This window comes from Pseudomonas poae, assembly GCA_028869255.1.
Classification (GTDB): Bacteria; Pseudomonadota; Gammaproteobacteria; order Pseudomonadales; family Pseudomonadaceae; genus Aquipseudomonas; species Aquipseudomonas poae_C.
Genome location: CP110972.1, coordinates 1070988 through 1093192 on the forward strand (window position 1 = coordinate 1070988; position 22205 = coordinate 1093192).

The following is a 22205-nucleotide window of genomic DNA, read 5'->3' on the forward strand; positions in this document are numbered from 1 at the left end:
GCGGGGCTCACTTGTTAGGTCGCCCTGTTCCCTTGCCGAAAGGAATCCGCATGCCTTCAACCTCGCCAACGCTGCCCCAGTACGGCCCTGTCGAACGCGAACTCAGCCTGCGCGCCGTGATCACCGGGACCGTGCTTGGCATCTTGCTGACCCCCTCGAATGTGTACGCCGGGTTGAAGATCGGTTGGTCATTCAATATGTCGATCATCGCCCTGCTGGTGGGCTATGCGATCTGGCAAGGGCTGGCCAAACGCTCGCCCACGCAGCTGCCGTGGACGCTGCATGAAAGCAATATCAACCAGACTGTGGCCTCGGCCGCTGCGTCGATTATTTCCGGCGGGCTGGTCGCGCCGATCCCGGCCTACACCCTGCTGACCGGCAACCAGCTGGACGCGCTGCCGATGATCGCCTGGGTATTCTCGGTGAGTTTCCTGGGGATCTGGATCGCCTGGTACTTGCGGCCCTCGTTGCTTAACGACAAGGCGCTGAAATTTCCCGAGGGTATGGCCACCCTGGAAACCCTGCTGCACATCTACAACCACGGCCGCGAAGCCGCGACCCGCTTGAAAGTGCTGCTGGGCGCCGCAGTGCTGTCCGGGCTGGTCAAGTGGCTGGACACTTTTATGTGGGCCATCCCGCGCTGGTCGCCGAGCGCCCAGCTGGAGCGCCTGACCTTTACTGCCGACCCTTCACTGTTGCTGGTGGGGTTTGGCGGCATCATCGGCATTCGCGTCGGCCTGACCCTGCTGCTCGGCGCCTTGCTGGCGTGGGGCGGCCTCGGCCCGTGGCTGCTGACGCAACAGCTGGTGACGTTACCGGCCGGCAGCAGCGGCGCGCAATTCGCGGCGTTGGTGGAATGGTTGCTATGGCCCGGCGTGAGCCTGATGGTGTGTTCCACCCTGGCGTCATTGGCGATTCGTTTGTGGGCATTGCGCAGCGCTACTCGGGCCGCCGGCGGGCAGACTTGGAGCCTGCCCAAGCCCGGACCGGCCGCGGGTTTCGTGTTGTCGATCGTGTTGGTGGTGTGCCTGCAGGCGCTGTTGTTCGGCATCAACCTGTGGATGGCGTTGCTCACCATCCCCCTGGCCATCTGCCTGGCCGCCGTGGCCGCCCGGGTGGTGGGCGCCACCGGCATTCCGCCGATTGGTGCCATCGGGCAACTGTCCCAACTGAGTTTTGGCATCGTCGCGCCGGGGCAAGTGCCGATCAACCTGATGAGCGCCAACACCGCCGGCGGCTCGGCCGGGCAATGCACCGACTTGATGAACGACTTCAAGGTGGGCAAGGCGATTGGCGCCACGCCGCGCAAGCAGGTGATCGCGCAGATCCTGGGGATTTTCATCGGCAGCATTGTCGGCGTATTCGCCTACCTGGCGCTGATCCCCGACCCGCAAAGCATGCTGCTGACCGAGGAGTGGCCGGCGCCTGCGGTCGCCACCTGGAAGGCCGTGGCGCAAACCCTGACCCATGGGCTGGATTCGTTATCCACCAGCATCCGCTGGGCGATTGCCATCGCGGGTCTGGTCGGCGTGCTGCTGGGCATTCTGGACAGCACCTTGCCCGCCCGATATGCCCGCTACCTGCCGAGCGCCGCCGCCCTGGGCCTGGCCTTTGTGTTGCCCGCATCGGTGTCACTGATGATGGCACTCGGCGCTATCCTCACCTGGCTGGTGAGCTGCCGCTGGCCGAGTATCACCGAACGCTTTGCCATCACCGCCGCTGCCGGGTTGATTGCGGGGGAGAGCATCACCGGCGTCGGGGCCTCGTTGTGGGCCATGGTGAACGGGTGAGGGCGCTTGCCAGTTGTCCTCAGGTTTGGCATGAATGCAGTGCGCTTATTTCGGGGCACTCTGGCGCGACCGCGTAGTCTGCTCCTACACACCTCACTCTCGCCCAGCGGAGCTTGCCATGATCACCGTCCACCACCTCAACAACTCGCGCTCGCAGCGCATCCTGTGGCTGCTTGAAGAACTCGGCCTGCCTTACGCGATCAAGCGCTACCAGCGAGACCCGAAAACCAACCTGGCGCCGCCGGAGCTCAAGGCGATCAACCCGCTGGGTAAATCTCCGGTGATTGAAGATGGCGCGCTCGTACTGATTGAATCCGCCGCGATCATCGACTACCTGATTCGCCGCCACGGCGAAGGCCGCCTGCAACCCGACCCTACCACCGTCACCTATGACAAATACGTGCAATGGCTGCACTTTGCCGAAGGCTCGGCGATGCTGCCGCTGATGCTTAACCTCTACGTCGGCCGCCTGGGCGATGCGGGCGCGCCGTTGCACCCGCGTATCGAGTCGGAAGTGGCCAACTACCTCGGCTATCTGAATGACGTGCTGGCGGATACGCCCTATCTGGTGGGCGACGAATTGAGCGGCGCGGACATCCAGATGAGTTTTATCGGCGAAATCGCCAAGGCCCAGGGCAAGTTACAGGCCTACCCGAACCTGGCGGCCTGGGTGCAACGGTTCCAGGCACGGCCGGCGTATCGCAAGGCGGTGGAGCAGGGTGGGGAATACGCGTTCGCCAAATAAACGCGAAATACCTGTGGCGAGGGAGCTTGCTCCCTGGCCACAAGGCTGCCTCTCAGCGCACCACCTTCAGCGCCGTGTATTCATTCACATAATGGGTTTGGCTCGACGTCGACTCCAGCGTCAGGGCCACGCCCAGGTCCTCGATAAACGCACGCGAGGTCTTGTAGTCACCCTGGTCGCACGCCAGCCGGATCGCATCGCCGGTCAGCGAAGCAAACACTTGGCGCGCCGGGAAGCGCTCGCCGACCTTGCAGGTCAGGAACGTTTTGATCGGTGTGTCGGTGGGCTTGCCGGGCACATTCACCATCTGCAGTTGGGCTGTCAGAATCTGGCCTGGCGCCCAGGTGGTCGGCACATTGAGTTCGGCTTCACGGGTTTGCAGCACGCGCCCGTCGCCTACGCCGTTCATCTTCGATTTCAACTGGAACAGGTCTGCCTGCGTCAGACGATCAACGTTGAAGGTGCTGCCGTACACCTCGTTCTTCTTGAGCAAACCACCCTCGGCCGTGAACGTGACCGACACCGGGCTGTCCTTGCTGGCGTCGCCTTTTTTGGACAGATAGGTGTAGCTCAGCGTCTTGAATTTCGGCTGCAACAGCGCTGAGTCAAGGCGCTGGAGCACGCTGGCCGGCACCTCGACATCATTGATATGGGTTTCCAAGACGGTGCGCGGGTAGTCAATCGGCGCGATGTCCGGGCGCAGAAGCGCCAGCAGCCCGGCGTTGACCCCACCCTGCACCGAGCAACTGACCCGCGATTGCGTGCCTTGCTTACCTTCCGGCTCGATGATCAGCACGCGCTCCACCTGCCGCGTGCCTGGCGCCTTGCCCGGCTGGGGCTTGATCGATTGCCAGGCGTTGCCGACCTTGAGCTCACTGCGCGTGTATTCGCCTTCGCCTTTGTAGAGGAAGCCGGGTTGGTCGAGCAGTGGCTTGAGGCGCTGGGCGACCTCGTCGACCCCGCCGTCCACAATGAAACCCCAGTAATAGTAGAGCCCCAACTCACCGAGGTCGGAGACCTCATCGTTATAGGTCAGCAGCTTCAACCCGGCGATCGGCGGCGCGCTGACCGGCACTGAACTGGCCTTGCGGTCGGCACGGTTTTTAACCGCGATCCAGGTGAAGTTTTTTTCCTGCTTGAGCGGCGCGTAAGCCTGCCAGGCGTCACGGTGGGTGTTGAGGCTGCTGAAGAAACTCGCGTCGCAACGGGCGAACGCTTTGAGCGTGCCGGTCAGAGCGGCGTCGTCGGCGTGGGCGATTGCAGGCAACAGCAGGGCGCTGGAGAGGAGAAGGGCGGACGCGGGCAACTTCATAAAGCGGGATATCCGTATCGAGGCGGGAAGGGCGACATTATCCAGAGATTGGGAGGTGGGCTCTAGCGCAATGTTCAGTCGCAAGCAGACTGCCAACCACCCGCCTCAGCCCAGCCGCACACGCCAATCACCACCGTGCTGCTGGCTGCAGGCTTCTTCGGAATCGAAGTGCACGCAGCGGTCGAGGCGCACGGCGCCCACTTCTGCCTCGCTAAGTGCAGCGGCCGTCAGCTCACGCATGCGCTGGTCTGCGCCGGTCGCAAGCGCCTCGTCTTTGCTGGCGCGGGTGTCGAATACCCAAATCACCCGCAGGCTTTGAGGGAACGCGGCGTAGTCCACGGTATGGGTCAGCCACTCGAAGCCCGGGATCTCGGCTTTAGCGGTTTCGCAGGCGTCGGTGAGGGCGGCGATGAGGCGGCGTTCCAACTGAGTGATTTCGCGTTTGCTTGCAGGCATGAGGGCTCGGTGACGGATTTATTTTCGATGGGGTATGCACACGTATACACGATGCGCCCTGAAAATAAATCCGTCGCCTGGGTTATTGCTCAGGCGGGCTGGGCCGCCAGGCTGTTACTGACGTTACGCCCCAGCACCAGCACGGTCACAAACCCGCAGCCCACCAGCGCCGTGGCCAGGCTCAACAGCACCGCGCTGCCCAGTTGGTCGACGATCTGCCCGCCGAAGAACGAGCCCAAGGCAATGATCACCTGGAACAACGCGACAAACAGCGGCATGCCGCGTTCGACATCCTTGGGCGCCACCACAAACATCCAGATACTCGCGCACGCCGGGAAGGCGCCGAAGGCAAAGCCCCAGAGCGCGATCAGCATTGCGGCGCCGGTCATGCCGGTGGCGAAGTAGGGGAACAACGCCGTGCTGGTGCCGATCATCAGCGCCACCAGCAGCAAGGTGTGACGCACGCTGCGGTTGGCGGCGAAACCGGCAAACACATTACCCATCACCCCGGCCACGCCATAAAGCAGCAACAGCGAGCCAATGGTCGGCCCGTCGAACCCGGCGCTTTGTTTGAAGAACGGCGCGACGTAGGTGTACGCCGCAAAGTGCGCCAGGCCGATCAGCAATACGGCGATCAACCCGACCCGTGCCTGTGGGTTGATAAACAACGCCGGCAGGTCACTCACACGAATCGCCTTTTCCGGTTTGAGCCGCGGCAGCAGGAACACCTGCGCCAGCAACACCGGCACGCCCACCAGCGCGGTCACCAGAAAGGTCATGCGCCAGCCCATCAGGCCGCTGAGCCAGGTGCCTACGGGCACGCCCAACACGGTGGCCAGGGTCACCCCCATCATGATGATCGAGGTGGCCTTCGCCACACCCACACCCTTGGGCGCCAGGCGGCCGCTGAGCGCGATAGCCGTCGCCCAGAACCCGCCGATACTGATGCCCAGCAGCACCCGGCCGAACAGCAACAGGCTGAAGTCGCTGGCGTACGCCACCACCGAGTTGGCGATGATCATGATCAGTGTCAGGCCGATCAGCAGGTAACGACGGTCCATCGCGCCGATGCCCACCGACAGCAACGGCGCGGCGAGCGCGGCCATGATGCCGGGCAAGGTCACCATCAGCCCGGCGTGGCCGGCACTGATACCGAGGTCGGCGGCGACGTCGTTGAGTACACCCACCGGCAGAAACTCACTGGTCACCAATGCAAAGGCACCCACGGCGACCGAAAGAATCGCCAGCCACTGCTGTTTGACGCTTTGTTGATTGTGTTCGGGAAGGCCGCTGGGGGCCTGGCTCGCGCTTGACATGGTGTCGGGTTCCATAGGGGAGTGTCGCCTGCAGGCAGGCGAGGGGAGCGGGGAAAAAGTGTGGCGATTATAGGAGGCAGGTTTGGCGGGCAAATAGGTGAGTGGTTCGATAGTAATCATCAGTCTGATCGATGCGACGGCTCTGGCACGCTGCCAATGGCTACACCTGAGCCCTCAGCGCACTGATGATGAACGCATGCAGGCTATTGACCGCCTTCGAGCCACGAGAGGCCCGGCTGCGCACAATCGAAACCTCCATGGGGGCAATGTTTCCCAGCCCATGCTCGCCACTTAACACCTGCAATGAGGCCTGCACGGTGCACTGTGTGATCGCGGCAATCGCCAGCCCACCCTCAACGGCGGCGACCTGGCCGGCGAGGCTGGAGCTGTTGTACACCACCTTGAACTGGCGCCCCTGCTGGGCCAGCGAGTTCACCGCATAACGCCGCGCCAGGCTGGCACTTTCATAGACCGCGATCGGCACCGGGTCTCGCCGCCACAGTTCGAACTGGGGCGAGCCGACCCACACCATAGGCTCCTTGAACAGAAACGTGCCGCTGCGGGGCGAATCCCTGGACACCAGCGCAAGGTCAAGCTCGCCGCTTCGCACACGCGGGATCAAGGTGGTCGACTGTTCGCAGGTCAGTTCTATTTCCACACCGGCGTAACGTGGCGAAAAACGCTTGAGCAGCGGTGTCAGGTACCTGGCCGCGTAGTCCTCCGCGACGCCGAGACGGATCAGTCCAGTCAATTCCTCACCGTTAAAGGCGGCCTGGGTCTCGGCGTGCAGTGCCAGCATCCGTCTGGCGTAGCCCAGCAGGGTCTGGCCGTCAGCGGTCAGTTGCAGGTGCCTGGGGCCACGACTCAACAGCGGGCGCCCCAGCGCCGCTTCGAGTTTTTTCATCTGCATGCTGACGGCGGACTGTGATCGGTTGACCTCGTGCGCCGCGCCCGACAGCGAACCGGCATCCACCACGGCCACGAAACACTTGAGCCAATCAATCTGCAAATCGCTGGAAGGCATTGCCTTTACCTCTATTCGTTAATCGAATGGCTGCGACGTGAATAATGCGCTTTTCAGGCCATTTGTTCACTCGCAAGATGCTGGCCAGACCCTCACGCTCTGGACCTGATCATGCCGTTCGAAACCTGGTTGCTGTACCTGATCACCTGCTGCGGCATTGCCGTAGTGCCAGGCCCCAATGCACTGCTGGTGCTGACCCATGGCGCCCTGCACGGCAGTCGCAGAACCTTGTTCACGATCAGCGGCGGCGTGCTCGGCTTTGCCCTGGTGCTGACGCTGTGCGCGTTGGGCTTGGGGGCCTTGATCCAGGCGTCGGCCAGCTGGTTTTTCGCCCTGAAAGTGGCCGGTGGGTTGTACTTGATCTGGCTGGGGTTCGGGCTGTGGCGGTCTGCGCCGGTCAGCCTGGAGAGCCGTGATGCCACGCCGTTTCGGCGTTGGTCGCTGTTCCGCCAAGGGCTGGTATCGGCCCTCTCAAACCCCAAGGCATTGCTGTTGTTCACCGCCTTCATTCCACCCTTTCTGGACCCGCACCGCAGCCTCCTCGCGCAGACGGCCGCCATCGCGCTGACCTACGCGGTGGTGGAGTTCGTCGTGGAATATACGGTGGCCAGTGCAGCACACCGGGTGCGGCCTTGGCTGGCACGAACCGGGCGCCGATTCAATAAAGTCTGCGGCGGGTTTTTTGTACTGTTTGGCTTGGCGCTGCCCGCGCATAGTTGAACGCGAGCGCCGAGACGCTACCCTTTGCGATCTTCGCAAACGGCTTTAGCGTGTGGAGATTGATCCCCATCTGTAGCTGTTTTCCACTTGACGCGGGGCGTGGACATGCAGCGTGTAGATGAAATACGCTGCGAAATTAATCAAGCGTATTCTACGGCGCAAATGTCGGCTGATTCAGTTAGGGAGAACTAAACGTGCGTCGTCCAAGCGCTAATTATCTTGCGGGTATCAGCATTGCCATCATGTGCTCCGGTTGTACGACATACGCGTCCGATCCGAAAATAAATGAGCGTGTCGAGCACAAAACACTAGAAGTTGTGTCCAGCTTTACTTATGAAGTGGACGCTCCATGGAAAAACAGTCGTTTCGCAAAGCGCGCATACGACGCCACACAGCACATTATTCCAAAGGCACAAGACAATAGCTCGAGGCTTATAGCGTCGCCCCTGCCTGCAGTAGAAATAAAAATCTCCGAGTCTTCATCTGGAGGCGCTTGTGCACAGGAGTACTTAACGGGGTTGAGTCTGGGTTTGATTCCTAGCTGGTGTACAAGGCCAAACCTGTTCAAGTTTGATTTCATACTTAACAATCATCACGGTTTCTGTAGACGGAAAACTTACTCAATAAGCTCGGTGACATTCTCGCATCTCACAGTGATTCCATTTGCCCTGCTGAGTGCCGACAATCAACCATTGACTATTTATCAGGCGGCGCTGAAAGATTTCCTTCAACAAGATCAATGTACAACGCCCTGATTGTTTGGCCCGCTAGCGGAGCGGGAGCGGGTGTTGAGGACATTATTTTTTGCGGGATATGAGAGAAACGGTGATAGGCCGGTGGGGGTGGGTGCGATGCTGATAGTGATGCTCGTACGGTCGCCCCACGTGACAGGCTCTACCGACCCGCACCTTACGGCCCGCTTTGGGCCGAAAATACATCGGTTGACGCATTTCTCGACGCAGCGGGTCCAGCCTCGACATGTTCAGGCGCAAGCCGAAGCCAGCGGTTTAATGCTGAATGATCTCGCCGCCACTTGTGAAAAAGTCGCGTGGCTACGCAAGGTTTGCTGGATGAGCTTTTCATTGCGGTTGCTGATGGCTATCTGGGGGCGACCTTAACTTTTGAGTGCTGCGCCCGCGTCATGAACAGAATCATAGGTGCCATCGTCGATGCGGGTATGGCCAGTGATCCGCCTCTGCCGCTTTCTCGCTCTATCAGGTATTTGATCAGGGTGAATGGGTACGCAATAACGACCCGCCCGGAACCGATCCCAGTGGAAAATATGCGAAGCCGTTGGATCTACTAAAACTGCATGACTTTAGAGAGTCGCTTTCATGTAACACCGGGACAGGCCGGGATTATGGTACAGGTGGCCTGATCCCTATTTTACTCTGAAGAGTTAGACTAAACTCTATCGGTTGTTGTGCCTTTATTTATTTTTTCTTTAAGAAAAGCTTCTGCTATGTAAACTATTTCGCGGCACAAAAGGCGGAAAGGCTGGGAGAGGGTGCTCAGGTTTGCACATCGTCCAACTTCAAAGATGTAGTCGCAGTACTTAAAGCTTAAGCGTGCGTACTCGATAGCCGGTGTAGCGCTTTCGGTATTGATGTCATGATGAAGAAAACCCGATGATAGGCCGTTGTCGTAAAAGTACCGAGTAACTATGCCAAGGTTGTGCGTGTGCAAATTTCTGAGCTCTCGGCAGAACGTTATAAAGTTTAGTGCTTCCGAATCGAAGAGGTTGATTGCTTGGATTATCCTAGGGTCGATTTCATCAAGCGTATTCTTAAATAAGGTGGGCAATTGCTCTCGTCGTACTTTTGCGGCTGCATCCTTTTTGCTTACTCCTAAGAATTCGACCATTAAGCTTTCCGTATAGGCTTCCAGGTACGAAAATATGGATATGAACTCTTGCTTATGGAGTTGGCTTAATATGAACGAAAGGTCTTTTGAATAGTTGAGCCTCTCGCGTGAGCGGCTAACGACGCTGGATATTTCTTTTATGTCGTGATCAGATAGTGGTGAAAATTGATCAATGCTTGGATGGCGGAAGTACGCTTCAGGTATTTTTATTTCAAAGTTGTCATAACCGTCGACTTTCAGTCGGCCATCTTCTAATTCCATTGTGTTTTCAAAGAGGTGGGCAAACAGCATCGTGGAATTGAACTGGTTAGCAAAAATCTCATAGGAGTCGCTATCCATTCCAGCTAGTAATGGAAGAAAGTCTTTGTTCATTTCTTCCAGAAGCGACATTTTAATGGGGCCGTAGTCAACAGTGGAGATTCTTTCGTACCGCTCTTTCAACGATTGAGGAAAGCTATTCCAACTCATAAAATTTACGTTCCGTGTAATGAATACTTAGCCGGTAAGGTGGCGAATTTTTTGAATGGTTACGGGCGCAGATGCGCGATAAAAGTCAAAAAAATCAGTCTCTTTTTTGCCCGCAGGATTGAAATGCTATTCCAGCAAGCGAATTTTCCACATGCCGCTGCTGCCTTGTTCGCGATAGCTGCCCTCAAGAATCAAGCCGCCTTCGAACCTGTGGAGCGTTGCTCGTCCGTCTTCGAACGTTCGAGCCGACAATTCGTAATGGCCATTGCCCTTGTCAACGCCGCGATACTGCTGATGTCCGTCATCGTCGTATTCGACGGTAATTTCATCACCATCAATGATGACTACACAATGCAGGTCCAGCCATGAAGCGTGGGAATTGTAAGTGTCCATCTTTGAATTTGCATATCGCACGGTTGTTTTTCCGCTAAATGAGGTGTGTCCATCGTTGCAGGGAATTTGAATGGTGGCAACTGGCTACTTTTGGCGATGCAGAATTATCTGGCTTTGAAGAGCGATGATGACTTCGGGCAGAAACAGCCCTTTTGTGTCCATACCGGTCTACCATGCCTACCCGGGAGCGGTTCCACGCGCTCCGTTCCTCAGTCTTTAAGGCAGCGAAAATGACCATCGACCAAATCTCCCTCCCCAAAGGCGTAGGCCCTCACGCCTCCAAGCTTCTCGACAACATCACCGGCGCCGCCACCCATGAAGAGTTGAACCGCGCTGGCGGCAAGGCCGAAGGTTTTGTGTTGGGGCTGGAGTCCGCCAAGGCCATCAAAAGCCAGATCGCCGAGTCGTTGTATGTGGCTTACGACGACGCGGCGAGTAATCGGGCGGGTGAGTTGAAGGGCTGACGATCAGCCAGGGCAGGGCGCTTCGCGGTCGAGGAGTTTGGCCGTGAGCAGCACGCCCAGTTCGCTCAGTTGGTGGATGGCCAGCGCGATGTCGCGGTGTTTGCCGCTGAGGTCTTCGCACAGGTCGAGCAGCAGGGTGCTGACGGACGCGAAGGTTTCGTAGCTGTTGGTGATCAGGGTTTCGTTGCTGGCGTCGGGTGTGACGGTGAAGAGGGTGGTTGAATCAACCATTGTTAAGTTCCTTGCTTGAGGCCACTTCCCGATTGCTACTAAACAATAGGGTGGTAGCTGTACGCAGGTTAGTAGACCGGTGGAACCTAACAAAACCGGCGCACCCGAAGGTGCCCTACGCACAGCCACCATCAAGCACAGACAGGAACGTCTGACAGATGAAGCTTATGCACTTGTTAGGTTAAACCGTGGGCTACTAAACCCGATCCCTGAGAGATTCAGCGACCGAGCAACCTTAGAGACGGCCACCCCAGCGCACAAGCCGGCGGATTCTGACGTAAGCGTAGGCAATGGAGCAAGATCACGTGGTTCTGTTGTTATCCTTCGGTGCAGGGGCGGCGCTGGTTTGGGGCCGCTGCGCAGCCCAACGGGAGCAAGCTCCCTCGCCACGGGGAGCGAAGTAAGTTGTACAGTCGGCTCTCGGCACAGTACCGATTACGCAGGAGTAAACATGACATTGACCGTCGACACCTTGCTCAACTTGGCCATGGCCAACCCCATTAATGCCGAAATCACTGCGCGCCTGCCGGCGCTCGGGGTAGACCAGTGCATGCTGACGGCGGGCTGTCTGTTCCAGGCGGTGTGGAATCATCAGTCGAACCTTCCGGCCGATCAGGGCGTAAAGGACTACGACGTTTTTTACTTCGACACCGACCTTTCCTACGAGGCGGAGGATGTGGTGATTCGCCGGGCGCAGGCGTTGTTCCAGGACCTTGGGGTAAACGTCGAGGTCAAGAACCAGGCGCGGGTGCACCTTTGGTATGGGCAGCGGTTCGGGCGGCCTTATCCGCAGTTGCACACGGCCAGGCAAGGGGTTGATCGCTACCTGGTAGCAGGCACGTGCATCGGGTTGGATATTGCGAGCGGCGAGGTGTATGCGCCCTATGGTCTGGAGGATGTGGAGCAAGGTGTGTTGCGGATCAACCCCGTGCACCGTGAGCCGGCGTTGTTTGCGCAGAAGGCGCGCAGTTATCAGGCGCGCTGGCCTTGGCTGAGGATTTTGGAGCCGGGCTGATTTGCGCTGAACTTTTACCCGCGTTTCGCACGTCCAAGGTTCAAACCACTCTCGCCAAGGACCGACCATGACCTTCTTCATTTTCCTGCTCGCCTGCGCCGCCGCCGCCAGCACCGGTATTATTTTCAAGCCCGGCGCCTGGTACGAGTCCCTCGTCAAACCCAGCTTCACGCCGCCCAATTGGTTGTTCCCGGTGGCGTGGACGATCATCTACTTGCTGCTTGCCTGGGCCGGCTACCGCTTGAGCCTGATCCCGGGCAGCCAGCTGGTGTTGGCGCTGTGGGCGGCGCAAATTGCGTTGAACACCTTGTGGACACCGGTGTTTTTCGGTGCGCATCGCCTCCTCGCCGGGATGGTGATTATCCTGCTGCTGTGGCTTACCGTGGCAGCGATGGTGGTGTTGGCGGTGCGCCTGGATTTGATCACCGGGTTGATCCTGTTCCCGTACCTGGCGTGGCTGTGTGTGGCGGCGGCGTTGAATTTCTCGATCCTGCGAAATAACCGCTGATGGCTCACACACATTGGCCGGCCAGTGAGCCGGAACTGGCCCAAATGCGCCGCTTTAATCAAAAGCTCGCGTGGCTGCCGCGTTTCAAGATCCGCAATCGCGTCACGCCGCGTCTGATTCAGGCGCTGTTGCGCGTCAGCCAGACGCTCAAGAAAGCGCCAGAGGCTGAGCGTAAAATCGTAGGAAACGTACCGGTGCGCATCCTGCGGCCGAGCGGCACGCCCAAGGGCGTGGTGCTGGGTATCCACGGCGGTGGTTGGGTGATCGGCAATGCGCAGATGGATGACGACCTTAACCTGGGCATGGTCAACGCCTGCGACGTGGCGGTGGTGTCGGTGGATTATCGGCTGGCGGTCGACACGCCGATTGAAGGGCTGATGGCGGACTGCTTGGCCGCGGCGCGTTGGCTGCTCAGCGCGGATGAGTTCGCGGGGCTGCCGGTGATTGTCGTGGGCGAATCGGCCGGTGGGCATCTGGCGGCGGCGACGTTATTGGCGCTCAAACCCTGGCCCGAGTTGCTCCAGCGGGTCAGCGGCGCGGTGTTGTATTACGGCGTCTACGACCTGGCCGGTACGCCAAGCGTGCACAGCGCAGGGCCCGAGACGTTGTTGCTGGATGGGCCGGGGATGGTGCAGGCGCTGGGCATGCTGACGCCGGGTTTGACTGATGACCAGCGTCGGCAGCCGCCGTTGTCACCCTTGTATGGCGACTTCTGCGGTATGCCGCCGGCGTTGATGTTTGTGGGCGAGTTGGACCCGTTGAAGGATGACACGCTGCAACTGGCTGAACGTTGGCCGGGGGCACAGGCGCATCTTTTGCCGGAATCTGCCCATGGGTTTATCCATTTTCCGCTGGCGATGGCGCAGGGGGTGCTGGTATATAGCCGGGGATGGATAAAGCGGCAGATTGAAGCCACTGATCTACCAGGCGAAGCCGGTCGAGACGTGGTCCCAGGGGCAGGCGGTGTGTGAGTTCAATACATGAAAGGTTTTAAACGCGTCATCGGTGTGTCGGCGTTGTTGCTGCTGGCAGGCTGCGATCCAAACCCTGTGAAAACGTTGACGTTCAATGTGCCCTATGGGCAGCTGCAAACCTTGCTCAAACGCAACGTCGGTGAGCATGGGCAACTGACCTGCAAGTTCACCAACGATCAGCAGCAACGCGGCGTAAAGTGGGCGCCCTCGGTGATCCTGGCGGCGGCGAAAGACCAGGAAGAGGACGATGTCCTGTATCTGTCCAGTTTTACGGTTGAGAACAATGGCCAGCGCGGGTTCACCCTGCGCACCCTGATTGCGGGCAAACGCATGCTCGACACGCTGGTCTTCGACAGCACCGACCAAAACGGCGACTACTCCTTGCGCCTGATGTGGCAAGCGGATGGCGCGATTGGCTATCAGGTCGCCCACGGTGAGGTGTGGTCCGAGAAGCAGGTGCTCGAGAAGCCTGGCTTTACGGTGCGCCATGTCGCGGTGCATGCGACGGGGATCAAGGGCAGTGCCGTGTGTGAGTTGGCTGAGTGACTGCGCCGCTTATTCAGGCGGTTGCGGCGCAGGACATACCCGAGGTGCTGGCGTTCGTCCTGCAGGCGCGTGCCGAGTTGTTCCCCAAGCTCAGCGCGGCCGGGATGCCGGACGACCTGGCGCGATTTGAAGCGGTTTACCTGAAGGGTGAGGGCCAATTCCTGATTGCGCGGGCTGAAGGCCGGATTGTCGCTGCCATCGGCTACCTGCCGTATGACGGGCGTTTCCCCCAGTTGAATTACCACGGCCGCAAGACGGTGGAGGTGGTGCGCCTGTTCGTACTGCCCGCGTTTCGCCGCTTTGGCTTGGCCGGTAAGTTGTACCGGGCGTTGGAGGCAAAGGCGCAGGGGGTAGAGGTGGTTTACCTGCATACCCATCCGTTTTTACCGGGGGCGATTGATTTCTGGGTTCGGCAGGGGTTTGAGGTGGTCGACGTAGAGGCCGACCCGGTGTGGCGCACGACGCATATGCAGCGGCAACTGTAACAGGGCGAGACGCTGCGAATCCCTGTGGGAGCAGGCACGCCAGCGCCCACTGTTAAGCCGCGTTGTTAGTCAGTCAATTTGGCCGCAAGCGCAAGATCTGCGCGCCATCAAACGGGTCCGTCAGGTAATGCGCCTGCACCCCGAACGTCTCCTGTAGCCGCTGCGGCGTGAGCACTTCCAGCGGCTTGCCCAGCGCCACCAATTGCCCGCGGTCCAGCACGGCCAACCGATCACAGGTGAGGGCCTGGTTCAGGTCATGCAGGGCGATCAAAGTGGTCACCGGCAGCGCCTGCACGCCCTTCAGAATCGCCAGTTGGTGCTGGATATCCAGGTGGTTGGTCGGCTCATCCAGCAACAGAATCTGCGGCCGTTGCGCCAGGGCGCGGGCGATGTGCACGCGTTGGCGTTCGCCGCCGGAGAGGCTGCGCCAGGCGCGTTGGCTGAGGTGGGTGGCGTCCACATCCTGCAGCGCCTGATGCACGATGGCGTCGTCCTCGCGGGCCCAGGGGCTCAGCGCCGACAGCCACGGCGTGCGGCCCAGGGCCACGGCGTCAAACACGCGAATGGCGTCGTCGGTGTCGGCCTGCTGTTCCACCACCGCGAGTTGCTGCGCGATGGCGCGGCGCGACAGGTCGCACAGCCGCACGCCGCCCAACTGCACTTCGCCACTGGCCGGTGTACGCACCCCGGCCAGCAGTTTGAGCAGGGTGGATTTGCCGGAGCCATTGGGCCCGACAATCCCCAGGGTTTCACCCAGCTGGACCTCCAGGTGAATATCGCGCAGCAACTGAGCTTCACGCACCTTGAAGCTCAGGCCGCTGCAACTGAGCACACTCATCGCGCATTCCTCCGGCCGATCAGGATCAGCGCAAACACCGGCGCGCCGACCAATGCCGTGACCACGCCCACCGGAATCACCTGGCCCTTGATCAGGGTGCGCGACAGCACATCGGCCGCGATCAAAAACAACGCGCCACCCAACGCGCTGGCCGGCAGCAGGCGCGAGTGCCCGGTGCCGAGCAGCAGGCGTACCGCGTGGGGGATCACCAAGCCGACAAAGCCGATGGAGCCGACAATCGACACCATCACTGCGGTGACCAGCGCCGCGCAGCCCACCAGCACAAACTGCACGCGTCGCACCGGGATACCCAGCGACGCCGCCGAGTCGGTGCCGAAGGTGAAGGCGTCCAGCGCCCGACGGTGCCACAAGCACACGGCCAGCCCGGCGACCGCCACCGGCACCGCCAGCCACACCGACGGCCAGCGCACGCCGCTGAGGTTGCCCAGCAGCCAGAACATGATGCCGCGTGCCTGTTCGGAACTGGCCGATTTGGTGATCAGGAACGCGGTGAGGGCGTTGAACAGCTGCGAGCCGGCGATGCCCGCGAGGATGATCTGGCCGGTGCCGCTGGAGGCACCGCTGGCCCGCGCCAGCAAGATCACCAGGGCAAAGGCGGCCATGGCGCCGACAAACGCACCGGCCGACAGCGAGACCAAACCGCCGCCCACGCCGATCAGCGCCACCAGCACCGCGCCGGTCGAGGCGCCGGCGCTGATGCCCAGCAGGTAAGGATCCGCCAGCGGGTTGCGCAACAGCGACTGCAGGATTACCCCGCAGGTCGCCAGCCCGGCGCCGCACGCGGCGGCGACCAGGCGCGGGTCAGGCGGTAGTTCCACACCACGCCTTCATCGATCGGGTCCAGCACGTAACCGGCCGCCCACAGTTTGTTGGCCAGCACTTGCAGCACCACTTTCGGCGCGATGGCGGTTTCGCCGATGGCCACGCCGGCAAGCACGGCGATCAGCAGCAGGCCCAGGGCGAGTGAAGTTTTTATCATTTCGGCAAGTCGTAGCCGTCGATGGCCGTGGCCAGTTGTTCAAGGCCATCGAACATGCGAATGCTGGCCTGCAGCGCCAGGGCGTCGAGGATGATGATGCGGTTGTTTTTCACCGCATCCATCGTGCGCGTGACCGGGTCGCTGCGCAGGAAGGCCAGTTTCTTTTCATGGTCGTCGGCGGGGTAGCGGCGCCGGTCCATGCGCGCGATCACCAGGAAGGTCGGGTTGGCCTTGGCGATGGTTTCCCAGCCGACGGCGGGCCATTCTTCATCCGACTGCACCACGTTGTGCAGGCCGAGGGTTTCCAGCATGAACTCCGGTATGCCCTTGTGGCCGGCCACGTATGGGTCGCTGGCCATCTCGGAGCTGGAGAACCACACCAGCGCGCTGGCTTGCTTGAGGCCCTTGCTCTGCACGGTGGCCACGGATTTGGCCAGGCGCGCCTTGAGTTCGTCGTTCAGTTGCTGGCCGCGCGCTTGTACGTCGAAAATCGCGGCCAGTTGGCGGATGCTTTTATAGATCGTGTCAATGCGGAACGGCTCCAGCCGCGTGCCGTCGGCGCCCACCAGGTTGTCCTTGCCTTCGCAGTCGGAGGGCAGCAGGTAGGTGGGGATGTTCAATTCGTGAAACTGCTCGCGGGTGCCGACCACACCCTGCGGGCCAACCACCCATTCCAGCTCGGCGGCCACCAGTTGCGGGCGCTTGGCGATCACGGCTTCGAAGCTTGGCTCGTTGTCGGCCAGGCGTTCGATAGTGTCGTTCTGCGCCTTGAACTGCGGCAACACACTGTTGAACCACAGCGACGTGCCGACCACGGTGTTGCCTACGCCCAGGGCATAAAGCATTTCGGTAGCGGCCTGGCCGATGGTCACGCTGCGTGCGGGCGCCTGCTGGAAGGTCAGGGTGCTGGCGCAATTGTGTACGGTCAGCGGGTAGTGCGTGGGGGCGGCTTGGGCCAGGGCACACAAGCCCAGGCCGCTGATCAGGGCGGTAATGCGTGACAGCATGGGGCAATCTCCTTGAAGCCGTACGTGGAGCTGGGGAGGTACGGTTTGGAAATACGCCCTTGAACGCTGCCGGGGAGGCAGGGCAAGGAGGTCCTTCCCGGACACCCCGCCGGTTAGTGATTGTACTGGGCCGGCAGGTCTCCTGACTGATGCGTCGTCGCCAGGCTCCGGCCTTCCCGGACGGGGTCCAGTGGCAGTTGGGAGCAGGCTCGGCATCTACAGTTGCGGGGGCAGTTCCGATTGGCGCGGTGTGTCGCGCTTCGGATTCCCTATTAGTCCCGTTTGGGAACCGGCGCGGTATGGTAGTCGATCACGCGGTTGAGCGGAAACTCCATTGGCGCAAGACGGCGGTAGCTCTGGCGAGGTTCGTCTCCTATGATGCGTAGCCCCATGGACAGCTTTCTCACAAGGAACACACAGTGAAATCATTAGCCGCTCTCGCCCTTATTGCGATGCTTGCCGGTTGCGCCTCCCACGGTAAATCCGAAACTCAGATTTTTGACGAGGCCACCACTGCGTATGTTGCGTCGCTGCCTGCCAAGCCAGGCAAGGTCTACTTCTACACCACGAAAATCCCCAGCCACGGCTTGATCTCCGACAGCATGATGATTGCCATGGCCGGGAGCGCCAACGCGACCTCGCTCAAAGAGCAACTGCTGAGCGCGAAGAACCTGAGCCGCGAGAGCGGCTTCCTGATTTTCGGCGCCAGCACCTCAGTCGACGTTGCCATTATCGGCAACGCCGTGGAAGGGTTGGATTTGAAGGGGATGCAGATCTACTACTCGGGTACTGGCGCGCAGAAAGACCAGGTGCGCACGGCGATTGAGAAGACCCAGGCGCAGTTTCACTACATCAATGCGCAGTGAGCCGCTGCCTTAGCGCGTGGACATCACTGCCGGGGTGACCGGCAGTTCGGCGAACTGAGGGTTCTGCTTGAGGAAGGTTCGAACCGACTGCTCCTGCCGATCCACGACGCACACCGCAATGCTCGGGTAGTCGACCGTGCAGGTGCCCAGCGCCAGGATTCCGCAGTTTTTCACGCCATACACGGCGGCAGGGTGCGCAGAGAGCGGGCAGCCGTAGGTCATCTCGCCCAGGTAGTTGATCCGGCCATTGGTCACGGTAAAGCGCAGGGGTTTTGAGTAGGGCCCCATCACGCCGCGGCGCGAGCCCAGATCGCTCACTTCATAGGTGCCGGCGGGCAGCCAGGCGGAGTAATAATCCTTGGGCCCCCAGCCGTAGGATTTACCGGTGTTTACATCGCGAAAATTCATCCAGGTACCGTAAGGGCCGCCTTCGATCAGCGCCCCCAGGACGAGGCCTGCGTTATCGGCGGAATAGACCTTTGAGTCCAGGGCCATTTCGGGTGGCAATGTCGAGCAGGCGCCCAGCAACGCTGCGGCCCCAATTACAAACAGCTGACTAATTTTGTGCATTCAATCCTCGGTCCATCGAAACAAAATGTAACTTTCCCATTATGATGCGGCATTTCTCAACTACAGCGTTAAGGATGACACCTCACCATGAGTAGTTTTTTTGCGCGCCGTGCCCTGGGTGCCACCGCGTTCGCATTGTTGTTGAGCGGCTGCAGTGTATCGGGCACTTACCCGGATGCAACCGAGCCGGATGCGGCCAAGCTACGGTTCAGCAGCGACATGAGCAGTTCCACCCTGGCGCTGTTTGACGAGCAGCATTGCGAGGGCTGGACCACCGGCATCCTCAATAACCTGTTCCTCGCCAACACCCGCCGGCGAGCGGATATGTCGATACCGCCGGTGTCCGAGAAAACCCCGTACCTTGAACTGCGGATGCCGCCGAACAAGCCAGTGTTGCTGCATTTGAATACCCAGGGAACCGGCTCGGTGTGTGGCATGGCCTTCACCTTTACCCCGCAAAGTGGTGCTGAATACGAGCTGACGTTCAATCGCGCCGGCAGCCAATGCATGACCATGCTCAAGCGCCTGAGCCGGGTGCAGGGCGAGGTGGTGCGCTCGCCTGTGCCGATGGTCAACAAAGGTTTGCCCAGCTGCGCAGGCACCAGCGCGCTGTTCCCCGCACCTGTCAAAGGCTTGCCTGCGACCCCGGAGCGTGACGCGTTGACCGAGCAGATTGTTTCGCAGAGCATCATTGCGCAAATGAAGCCGGAGCCCGCCGCCCCGAGCGAGAGCGTGCAGAACGGCGCGGTCGACCTGGTCGTCAACAACCGCAAGCGCGAGATGAACCTGCAGTTGCCCGATGCCTATTGGGCCGAGTACCGGCAAAACGTCACGACTTATCTGGTCGAGGCGCGAGGGGTGAAAGCCAAGGCACTTGAGCAGTACAAGGTCGAGTACCGTGCCCGTCTTTCGCGGCTGGACACGCCGTCGATCAAAGCGCTGGTGCCGGATACGCCGGCCACCGACGTGACCCAGGCGCTGGCAGTGAATGGCGCGATGCTGCAGTACTACCGTCAGCTCAATGAGCAGATGGAAAAGGAAGTATTGGCGGAAAACTGGGGCCGCATGGCCGAACTGGACAAGCGTTTCGGGGTGTGTGAACGCTACGCGAAGTGCTGGCGCAACTGACGTCCCTGGCATAGCACCCACCCATGGTTATACGTTAACCATGGGTGGGAAATGGACTACTTACGATCCAGCCACACCGTCTGCGCATTGCAGAATTCCCGCACACCAAAGTGCGACAATTCCCGCCCGAAGCCGCTCTTTTTCACACCACCAAATGCCACCCGAGGGTCGGACACGCTGAACGCGTTGACGAAGATCCCGCCGGTTTCGAGCTGGTTGGCAATATCGCGAGCCTTGGCCGAATCGGTGGTGAAGATACTGGCGGTGAGCCCGAATTCGCTGTCGTTGGCCAGTGCTACGGCGTGGTCGGCATCGCGGGCAGTGATGATCGAGGCCACCGGGCCGAACAGTTCCTGCTTGAACGAAGTCATCTGGTCGGTGACGTTGGCCAGCACGGTCGGCTCGTAATAGTTGCCTGTGCCTGCGACTTTGTTGCCGCCCAGCAGCAGGGTTGCGCCTTCTTCCAATGTGGCCTGGACCTGGCCATGCAGCTCGTCGCGCAGGTCGAAGCGGGCCATCGGGCCAACGTAGGTGCTGGTCGACGTTGGGTCGCCCATCACCAGGGCGCGGCTGGCTTCGAGGAATTTGGCGGTGAAGGCTTCCACCACACCTTCTTCGATGATCAGGCGCTTGGCGGCGGCGCAGACTTGGCCGCTGTTCTGGAAGCGGCCGATTACAGCGGCCTGCACGGCGGCGTCGAGGTCGGCGTCGTTGAGCACGATGAAGGGGTCGGAGCCACCCAGTTCCAGTACGCATTTTTTCAGCGCGGCACCCGCCTGGGAGCCGATGGCGATGCCGGCGCGCACGCTGCCGGTGAGGGTGACGGCGGCGATGCGTGGGTCGGCGATGGTTTTGGACACGCCGTCCTGGGTCACGTTGATCACTTCGAACAAACCTTCAGCGAAGCCGGCTTTCTGGAACGCCGCTTTCATCAGGTAGGCGCTGCCCATCACGTTTGGTGCGTGTTTAAGCACGTAGGTGTTGCCGGCGAGCAGGGTCGGTACGGCGCCGCGCAGCACTTGCCACACCGGGAAGTTCCACGGCATTACCGCGAGGATCGGGCCCAGTGGGCGGTATTCGATCTGGGCGCTGCCGTTGTCCACCAGGGTGGGCTCCGGGGCCAGCATGGCCGGGCCTTGGGCGGCGTACCATTCGGCAAGCAGCGCGCATTTTTCGATTTCGGCACGGGCCTGGGCGATGGGCTTGCCCATTTCCAGGGTGATCATTTGCGCCATGTCTTCGGCTTGCTCGCGCAGGGCCGCGGCCAGCGCCAGCAGCCGCTCGGCACGCTGGCTCACAGGCTGGCGGCGCCAGGTGCGGAAGGCGGCGGTGGCGCGGTTGAGCGCGGCGTCCAACTGCGCCTCGGTTTCGTAGGGGTAGCTGCCGACTGTTTCGCCATTGGCGGGGTTGATCGACAACGCGTGGGTCTGGTGAGAAATAGCGTTCATGGCACCGTCCGGCTGAATGAGTGGAATGGGTTCAGCCTACGGGGATGCATGTTTTCTGGAAACTGAATAATATTGAGCAATACATTCACGATTGGAGAATGACTTGGATCTGGTGCAGCTGGAAATCTTCAAGGCCGTTGCCGAGCAAGGCAGCATCAGTGCCGCCGCGCAGTTGATTCATCGCGTGCCGTCGAACCTGACCACGCGCATCAAGCAGCTGGAGCAGGACTTGGGCGTGGAGTTGTTCATCCGCGAGAAGAGCCGCCTGCGCCTGTCGCCGGCCGGGTGGAATTTCCTCGGCTATGCGCGGCGCATTCTGGACCTGGTGCAAGAGGCCCGCGCCACGGTGGCGGGGGAGGAGCCCCAGGGCGCGTTTGCCCTGGGCTCGCTGGAGAGCACGGCGGCGGTGCGTATCCCCGCGTTGCTGGCGGCGTATAACCAGAAGCACACCAAGGTCGAGCTGGACCTGAGCACCGGGCCGTCGGGCACGATGATCGAGGGCGTGCTGTCGGGGCGCCTGGCGGCGGCGTTTGTCGATGGGCCGGTGCTGCATGCCACGCTGGAAGGCGTGGCGGTATTTGAGGAGGAGATGGTGGTGATTGCGCCGCTGCACCACGCGCCGATCACCCGGGCCCAGGATGTGGCGGGGGAGAATATCTATACCTTTCGTTCGAACTGTTCGTACCGCCATCACTTCGAGCGCTGGTTCTCCCAGGACGGGGCGGTGCCGGGCAAGATCTTCGAGATGGAGTCCTACCACGGCATGCTCGCCTGCATCAGCGCCGGGGCCGGCCTGGCGCTGATGCCGCGCAGCATGCTGGAAAGCATGCCGGGGTTTACCGCGGTGAGTGTGTGGCCGCTGACCGACTCGTTCCGCATCCTCAATACCTGGCTGATCTGGCGCCGAGGGACGGTGTCGCAAAGTTTGAACAGTTTTGTGAAGCTGCTGGAGGAACGCGCTCTGGTAACGACTCAGACCTAATGTGGGAGCGGGCTTGCTCGCGAACGCGTAGTGTCAGGCGGCGTATGTGTCACTGA

General features: G+C 60.7%; 24 protein-coding genes, 1 pseudogene and 1 riboswitch. Of the genes and pseudogenes, 13 read left to right on the forward strand and 12 right to left on the reverse strand.

The window, feature by feature from the left end; translation table 11 throughout:
* Nucleotides 1–50: 50 nt before the first annotated feature.
* Nucleotides 51–1790 (forward strand): OPT/YSL family transporter, encoded by a 1740-nt coding sequence (locus LRS56_04990; protein ID WDU63888.1) that lies wholly within the window; start codon nucleotides 51–53, stop codon nucleotides 1788–1790.
* Between the two features lie 118 nt (nucleotides 1791–1908).
* On the forward strand, nucleotides 1909–2535 hold the full coding sequence (locus tag LRS56_04995) for a glutathione S-transferase (protein ID WDU63889.1): 627 nt from the start codon (nucleotides 1909–1911) through the stop codon (nucleotides 2533–2535).
* Nucleotides 2536–2587: 52 nt separating this feature from the next.
* On the opposite strand, the gene LRS56_05000 is transcribed toward LRS56_04995, so the two are convergent.
* From LRS56_05000 to LRS56_05015, 4 genes are all read right to left on the reverse strand, one after another.
* Nucleotides 2588–3847, reverse strand: coding sequence for a hypothetical protein (locus LRS56_05000; protein ID WDU63890.1), 1260 nt, complete (start codon nucleotides 3845–3847; stop codon nucleotides 2588–2590).
* Nucleotides 3848–3952: 105 nt separating this feature from the next.
* A complete protein-coding gene (locus LRS56_05005) occupies nucleotides 3953–4303 on the reverse strand; it encodes a hypothetical protein (protein WDU63891.1) in 351 nt (116 codons plus the stop codon).
* A gap of 89 nt (nucleotides 4304–4392) precedes the next feature.
* Nucleotides 4393–5619, reverse strand: coding sequence for an MFS transporter (locus LRS56_05010; protein ID WDU63892.1), 1227 nt, complete (start codon nucleotides 5617–5619; stop codon nucleotides 4393–4395).
* Between the two features lie 160 nt (nucleotides 5620–5779).
* A complete protein-coding gene (locus LRS56_05015; GenBank protein ID WDU63893.1) occupies nucleotides 5780–6643 on the reverse strand; it encodes a LysR family transcriptional regulator in 864 nt (287 codons plus the stop codon).
* A 111-nt stretch (nucleotides 6644–6754) separates the two neighbouring features.
* Here LRS56_05015 and LRS56_05020 point away from each other — a divergent pair, with 111 nt between their 5' ends.
* On the forward strand, nucleotides 6755–7363 hold the full coding sequence (locus LRS56_05020) for a LysE family translocator (protein ID WDU63894.1): 609 nt from the start codon (nucleotides 6755–6757) through the stop codon (nucleotides 7361–7363).
* A 194-nt stretch (nucleotides 7364–7557) separates the two neighbouring features.
* Nucleotides 7558–8118, forward strand: coding sequence for a hypothetical protein (locus tag LRS56_05025; GenBank protein ID WDU63895.1), 561 nt, complete (start codon nucleotides 7558–7560; stop codon nucleotides 8116–8118).
* A 649-nt stretch (nucleotides 8119–8767) separates the two neighbouring features.
* On the opposite strand, the gene LRS56_05030 is transcribed toward LRS56_05025, so the two are convergent.
* Together LRS56_05030 and LRS56_05035 are read right to left on the reverse strand one after the other, a co-directional pair.
* Nucleotides 8768–9694, reverse strand: coding sequence for a hypothetical protein (locus LRS56_05030; protein ID WDU63896.1), 927 nt, complete (start codon nucleotides 9692–9694; stop codon nucleotides 8768–8770).
* A 126-nt stretch (nucleotides 9695–9820) separates the two neighbouring features.
* A complete protein-coding gene (locus LRS56_05035; GenBank protein ID WDU63897.1) occupies nucleotides 9821–10087 on the reverse strand; it encodes a hypothetical protein in 267 nt (88 codons plus the stop codon).
* A gap of 230 nt (nucleotides 10088–10317) precedes the next feature.
* Between LRS56_05035 and LRS56_05040 the strand changes: the two genes are divergently transcribed.
* Nucleotides 10318–10551, forward strand: a complete 234-nt coding sequence (locus tag LRS56_05040) for a hypothetical protein (protein ID WDU63898.1) — start codon at nucleotides 10318–10320, stop codon at nucleotides 10549–10551.
* A gap of 3 nt (nucleotides 10552–10554) precedes the next feature.
* Here the strand turns inward: LRS56_05040 and LRS56_05045 are convergent, their stop codons facing one another.
* Nucleotides 10555–10782, reverse strand: a complete 228-nt coding sequence (locus LRS56_05045; protein ID WDU63899.1) for a DUF6124 family protein — start codon at nucleotides 10780–10782, stop codon at nucleotides 10555–10557.
* 451 nt (nucleotides 10783–11233) lie between these two features.
* On the opposite strand from LRS56_05045, the gene LRS56_05050 reads away from it, so the two are divergent.
* The 5 genes from LRS56_05050 to LRS56_05070 all read left to right on the forward strand — a co-directional run bounded on the left by LRS56_05050 (nucleotide 11234) and on the right by LRS56_05070 (nucleotide 14310).
* Nucleotides 11234–11797: a nucleotidyltransferase family protein gene (locus LRS56_05050; GenBank protein WDU63900.1), complete on the forward strand. Its 564-nt coding sequence runs from the start codon at nucleotides 11234–11236 to the stop codon at nucleotides 11795–11797.
* 67 nt (nucleotides 11798–11864) lie between these two features.
* Complete coding sequence (locus tag LRS56_05055) at nucleotides 11865–12305, forward strand: tryptophan-rich sensory protein (protein ID WDU63901.1); 441 nt, start codon at nucleotides 11865–11867, stop codon at nucleotides 12303–12305.
* On the forward strand, nucleotides 12305–13276 hold the full coding sequence (locus tag LRS56_05060) for an alpha/beta hydrolase fold domain-containing protein (GenBank protein WDU63902.1): 972 nt from the start codon (nucleotides 12305–12307) through the stop codon (nucleotides 13274–13276). The genes LRS56_05055 and LRS56_05060 overlap by 1 nt, the downstream gene beginning before the upstream one ends.
* A 9-nt stretch (nucleotides 13277–13285) precedes the next feature.
* The gene (locus LRS56_05065) at nucleotides 13286–13825 is read left to right on the forward strand and encodes a hypothetical protein (protein WDU63903.1); all 540 of its coding nucleotides are present in this window, start codon (nucleotides 13286–13288) and stop codon (nucleotides 13823–13825) included.
* Entirely contained in the window at nucleotides 13822–14310 is a 489-nt protein-coding gene (locus LRS56_05070; GenBank protein ID WDU63904.1) for a GNAT family N-acetyltransferase, read from the forward strand. Before LRS56_05065 ends, LRS56_05070 begins: the two co-directional genes overlap by 4 nt.
* A gap of 73 nt (nucleotides 14311–14383) precedes the next feature.
* Here LRS56_05070 and LRS56_05075 read toward each other — a convergent pair whose 3' ends face one another.
* From LRS56_05075 to LRS56_05085, 3 genes and pseudogenes are all read right to left on the reverse strand, one after another.
* Complete coding sequence (locus tag LRS56_05075) at nucleotides 14384–15148, reverse strand: ABC transporter ATP-binding protein (protein WDU63905.1); 765 nt, start codon at nucleotides 15146–15148, stop codon at nucleotides 14384–14386.
* Nucleotides 15145–16148 (reverse strand): annotated as a pseudogene (locus tag LRS56_05080) (iron ABC transporter permease). Before LRS56_05080 ends, LRS56_05075 begins: the two are co-directional and overlap by 4 nt.
* Complete coding sequence (locus LRS56_05085) at nucleotides 16145–17155, reverse strand: ABC transporter substrate-binding protein (protein WDU63906.1); 1011 nt, start codon at nucleotides 17153–17155, stop codon at nucleotides 16145–16147. The pseudogene LRS56_05080 and the gene LRS56_05085 overlap by 4 nt, the downstream one beginning before the upstream one ends.
* 114 nt (nucleotides 17156–17269) lie before the next feature.
* Nucleotides 17270–17464, reverse strand: a riboswitch (cobalamin riboswitch).
* Nucleotides 17465–17574: 110 nt separating this feature from the next.
* On the opposite strand from LRS56_05085, the gene LRS56_05090 reads away from it, so the two are divergent.
* The gene (locus LRS56_05090) at nucleotides 17575–18021 is read left to right on the forward strand and encodes a hypothetical protein (protein WDU63907.1); all 447 of its coding nucleotides are present in this window, start codon (nucleotides 17575–17577) and stop codon (nucleotides 18019–18021) included.
* A 9-nt stretch (nucleotides 18022–18030) separates the two neighbouring features.
* Here the strand turns inward: LRS56_05090 and LRS56_05095 are convergent, their stop codons facing one another.
* Nucleotides 18031–18591 (reverse strand): hypothetical protein, encoded by a 561-nt coding sequence (locus tag LRS56_05095; GenBank protein WDU63908.1) that lies wholly within the window; start codon nucleotides 18589–18591, stop codon nucleotides 18031–18033.
* An 87-nt stretch (nucleotides 18592–18678) separates the two neighbouring features.
* Between LRS56_05095 and LRS56_05100 the strand changes: the two genes are divergently transcribed.
* Entirely contained in the window at nucleotides 18679–19719 is a 1041-nt protein-coding gene (locus LRS56_05100; GenBank protein ID WDU63909.1) for a hypothetical protein, read from the forward strand.
* A gap of 56 nt (nucleotides 19720–19775) precedes the next feature.
* On the opposite strand, the gene LRS56_05105 is transcribed toward LRS56_05100, so the two are convergent.
* On the reverse strand, nucleotides 19776–21167 hold the full coding sequence (locus tag LRS56_05105; GenBank protein ID WDU63910.1) for an aldehyde dehydrogenase family protein: 1392 nt from the start codon (nucleotides 21165–21167) through the stop codon (nucleotides 19776–19778).
* Nucleotides 21168–21270: 103 nt separating this feature from the next.
* On the opposite strand from LRS56_05105, the gene LRS56_05110 reads away from it, so the two are divergent.
* On the forward strand, nucleotides 21271–22149 hold the full coding sequence (locus tag LRS56_05110) for a LysR family transcriptional regulator (GenBank protein WDU63911.1): 879 nt from the start codon (nucleotides 21271–21273) through the stop codon (nucleotides 22147–22149).
* Nucleotides 22150–22205: the final 56 nt, after the last annotated feature.

Excerpts from the sequence above, each read along its gene's own strand:
- LRS56_04990 (WDU63888.1), top strand. The coding sequence starts at position 51 with ATGCCTTCAACCTCGCCAACGCTGCCCCAGTACGGCCCTGTCGAACGC.
- LRS56_04995 (WDU63889.1), top strand. The coding sequence starts at position 1,909 with ATGATCACCGTCCACCACCTCAACAACTCGCGCTCGCAGCGCATCCTG.
- LRS56_05000 (WDU63890.1), bottom strand. The coding sequence starts at position 3,847 with ATGAAGTTGCCCGCGTCCGCCCTTCTCCTCTCCAGCGCCCTGCTGTTG.
- LRS56_05005 (WDU63891.1), bottom strand. The coding sequence starts at position 4,303 with ATGCCTGCAAGCAAACGCGAAATCACTCAGTTGGAACGCCGCCTCATC.
- LRS56_05010 (WDU63892.1), bottom strand. The coding sequence starts at position 5,619 with ATGTCAAGCGCGAGCCAGGCCCCCAGCGGCCTTCCCGAACACAATCAA.
- LRS56_05015 (WDU63893.1), bottom strand. The coding sequence starts at position 6,643 with ATGCCTTCCAGCGATTTGCAGATTGATTGGCTCAAGTGTTTCGTGGCC.
- LRS56_05020 (WDU63894.1), top strand. The coding sequence starts at position 6,755 with ATGCCGTTCGAAACCTGGTTGCTGTACCTGATCACCTGCTGCGGCATT.
- LRS56_05030 (WDU63896.1), bottom strand. The coding sequence starts at position 9,694 with ATGAGTTGGAATAGCTTTCCTCAATCGTTGAAAGAGCGGTACGAAAGA.
- LRS56_05035 (WDU63897.1), bottom strand. The coding sequence starts at position 10,087 with ATGGACACTTACAATTCCCACGCTTCATGGCTGGACCTGCATTGTGTA.
- LRS56_05040 (WDU63898.1), top strand. The coding sequence starts at position 10,318 with ATGACCATCGACCAAATCTCCCTCCCCAAAGGCGTAGGCCCTCACGCC.
- LRS56_05045 (WDU63899.1), bottom strand. The coding sequence starts at position 10,782 with ATGGTTGATTCAACCACCCTCTTCACCGTCACACCCGACGCCAGCAAC.
- LRS56_05050 (WDU63900.1), top strand. The coding sequence starts at position 11,234 with ATGACATTGACCGTCGACACCTTGCTCAACTTGGCCATGGCCAACCCC.
- LRS56_05055 (WDU63901.1), top strand. The coding sequence starts at position 11,865 with ATGACCTTCTTCATTTTCCTGCTCGCCTGCGCCGCCGCCGCCAGCACC.
- LRS56_05060 (WDU63902.1), top strand. The coding sequence starts at position 12,305 with ATGGCTCACACACATTGGCCGGCCAGTGAGCCGGAACTGGCCCAAATG.
- LRS56_05065 (WDU63903.1), top strand. The coding sequence starts at position 13,286 with ATGAAAGGTTTTAAACGCGTCATCGGTGTGTCGGCGTTGTTGCTGCTG.
- LRS56_05075 (WDU63905.1), bottom strand. The coding sequence starts at position 15,148 with ATGAGTGTGCTCAGTTGCAGCGGCCTGAGCTTCAAGGTGCGTGAAGCT.
- LRS56_05085 (WDU63906.1), bottom strand. The coding sequence starts at position 17,155 with ATGCTGTCACGCATTACCGCCCTGATCAGCGGCCTGGGCTTGTGTGCC.
- LRS56_05095 (WDU63908.1), bottom strand. The coding sequence starts at position 18,591 with ATGCACAAAATTAGTCAGCTGTTTGTAATTGGGGCCGCAGCGTTGCTG.
- LRS56_05100 (WDU63909.1), top strand. The coding sequence starts at position 18,679 with ATGAGTAGTTTTTTTGCGCGCCGTGCCCTGGGTGCCACCGCGTTCGCA.
- LRS56_05105 (WDU63910.1), bottom strand. The coding sequence starts at position 21,167 with ATGAACGCTATTTCTCACCAGACCCACGCGTTGTCGATCAACCCCGCC.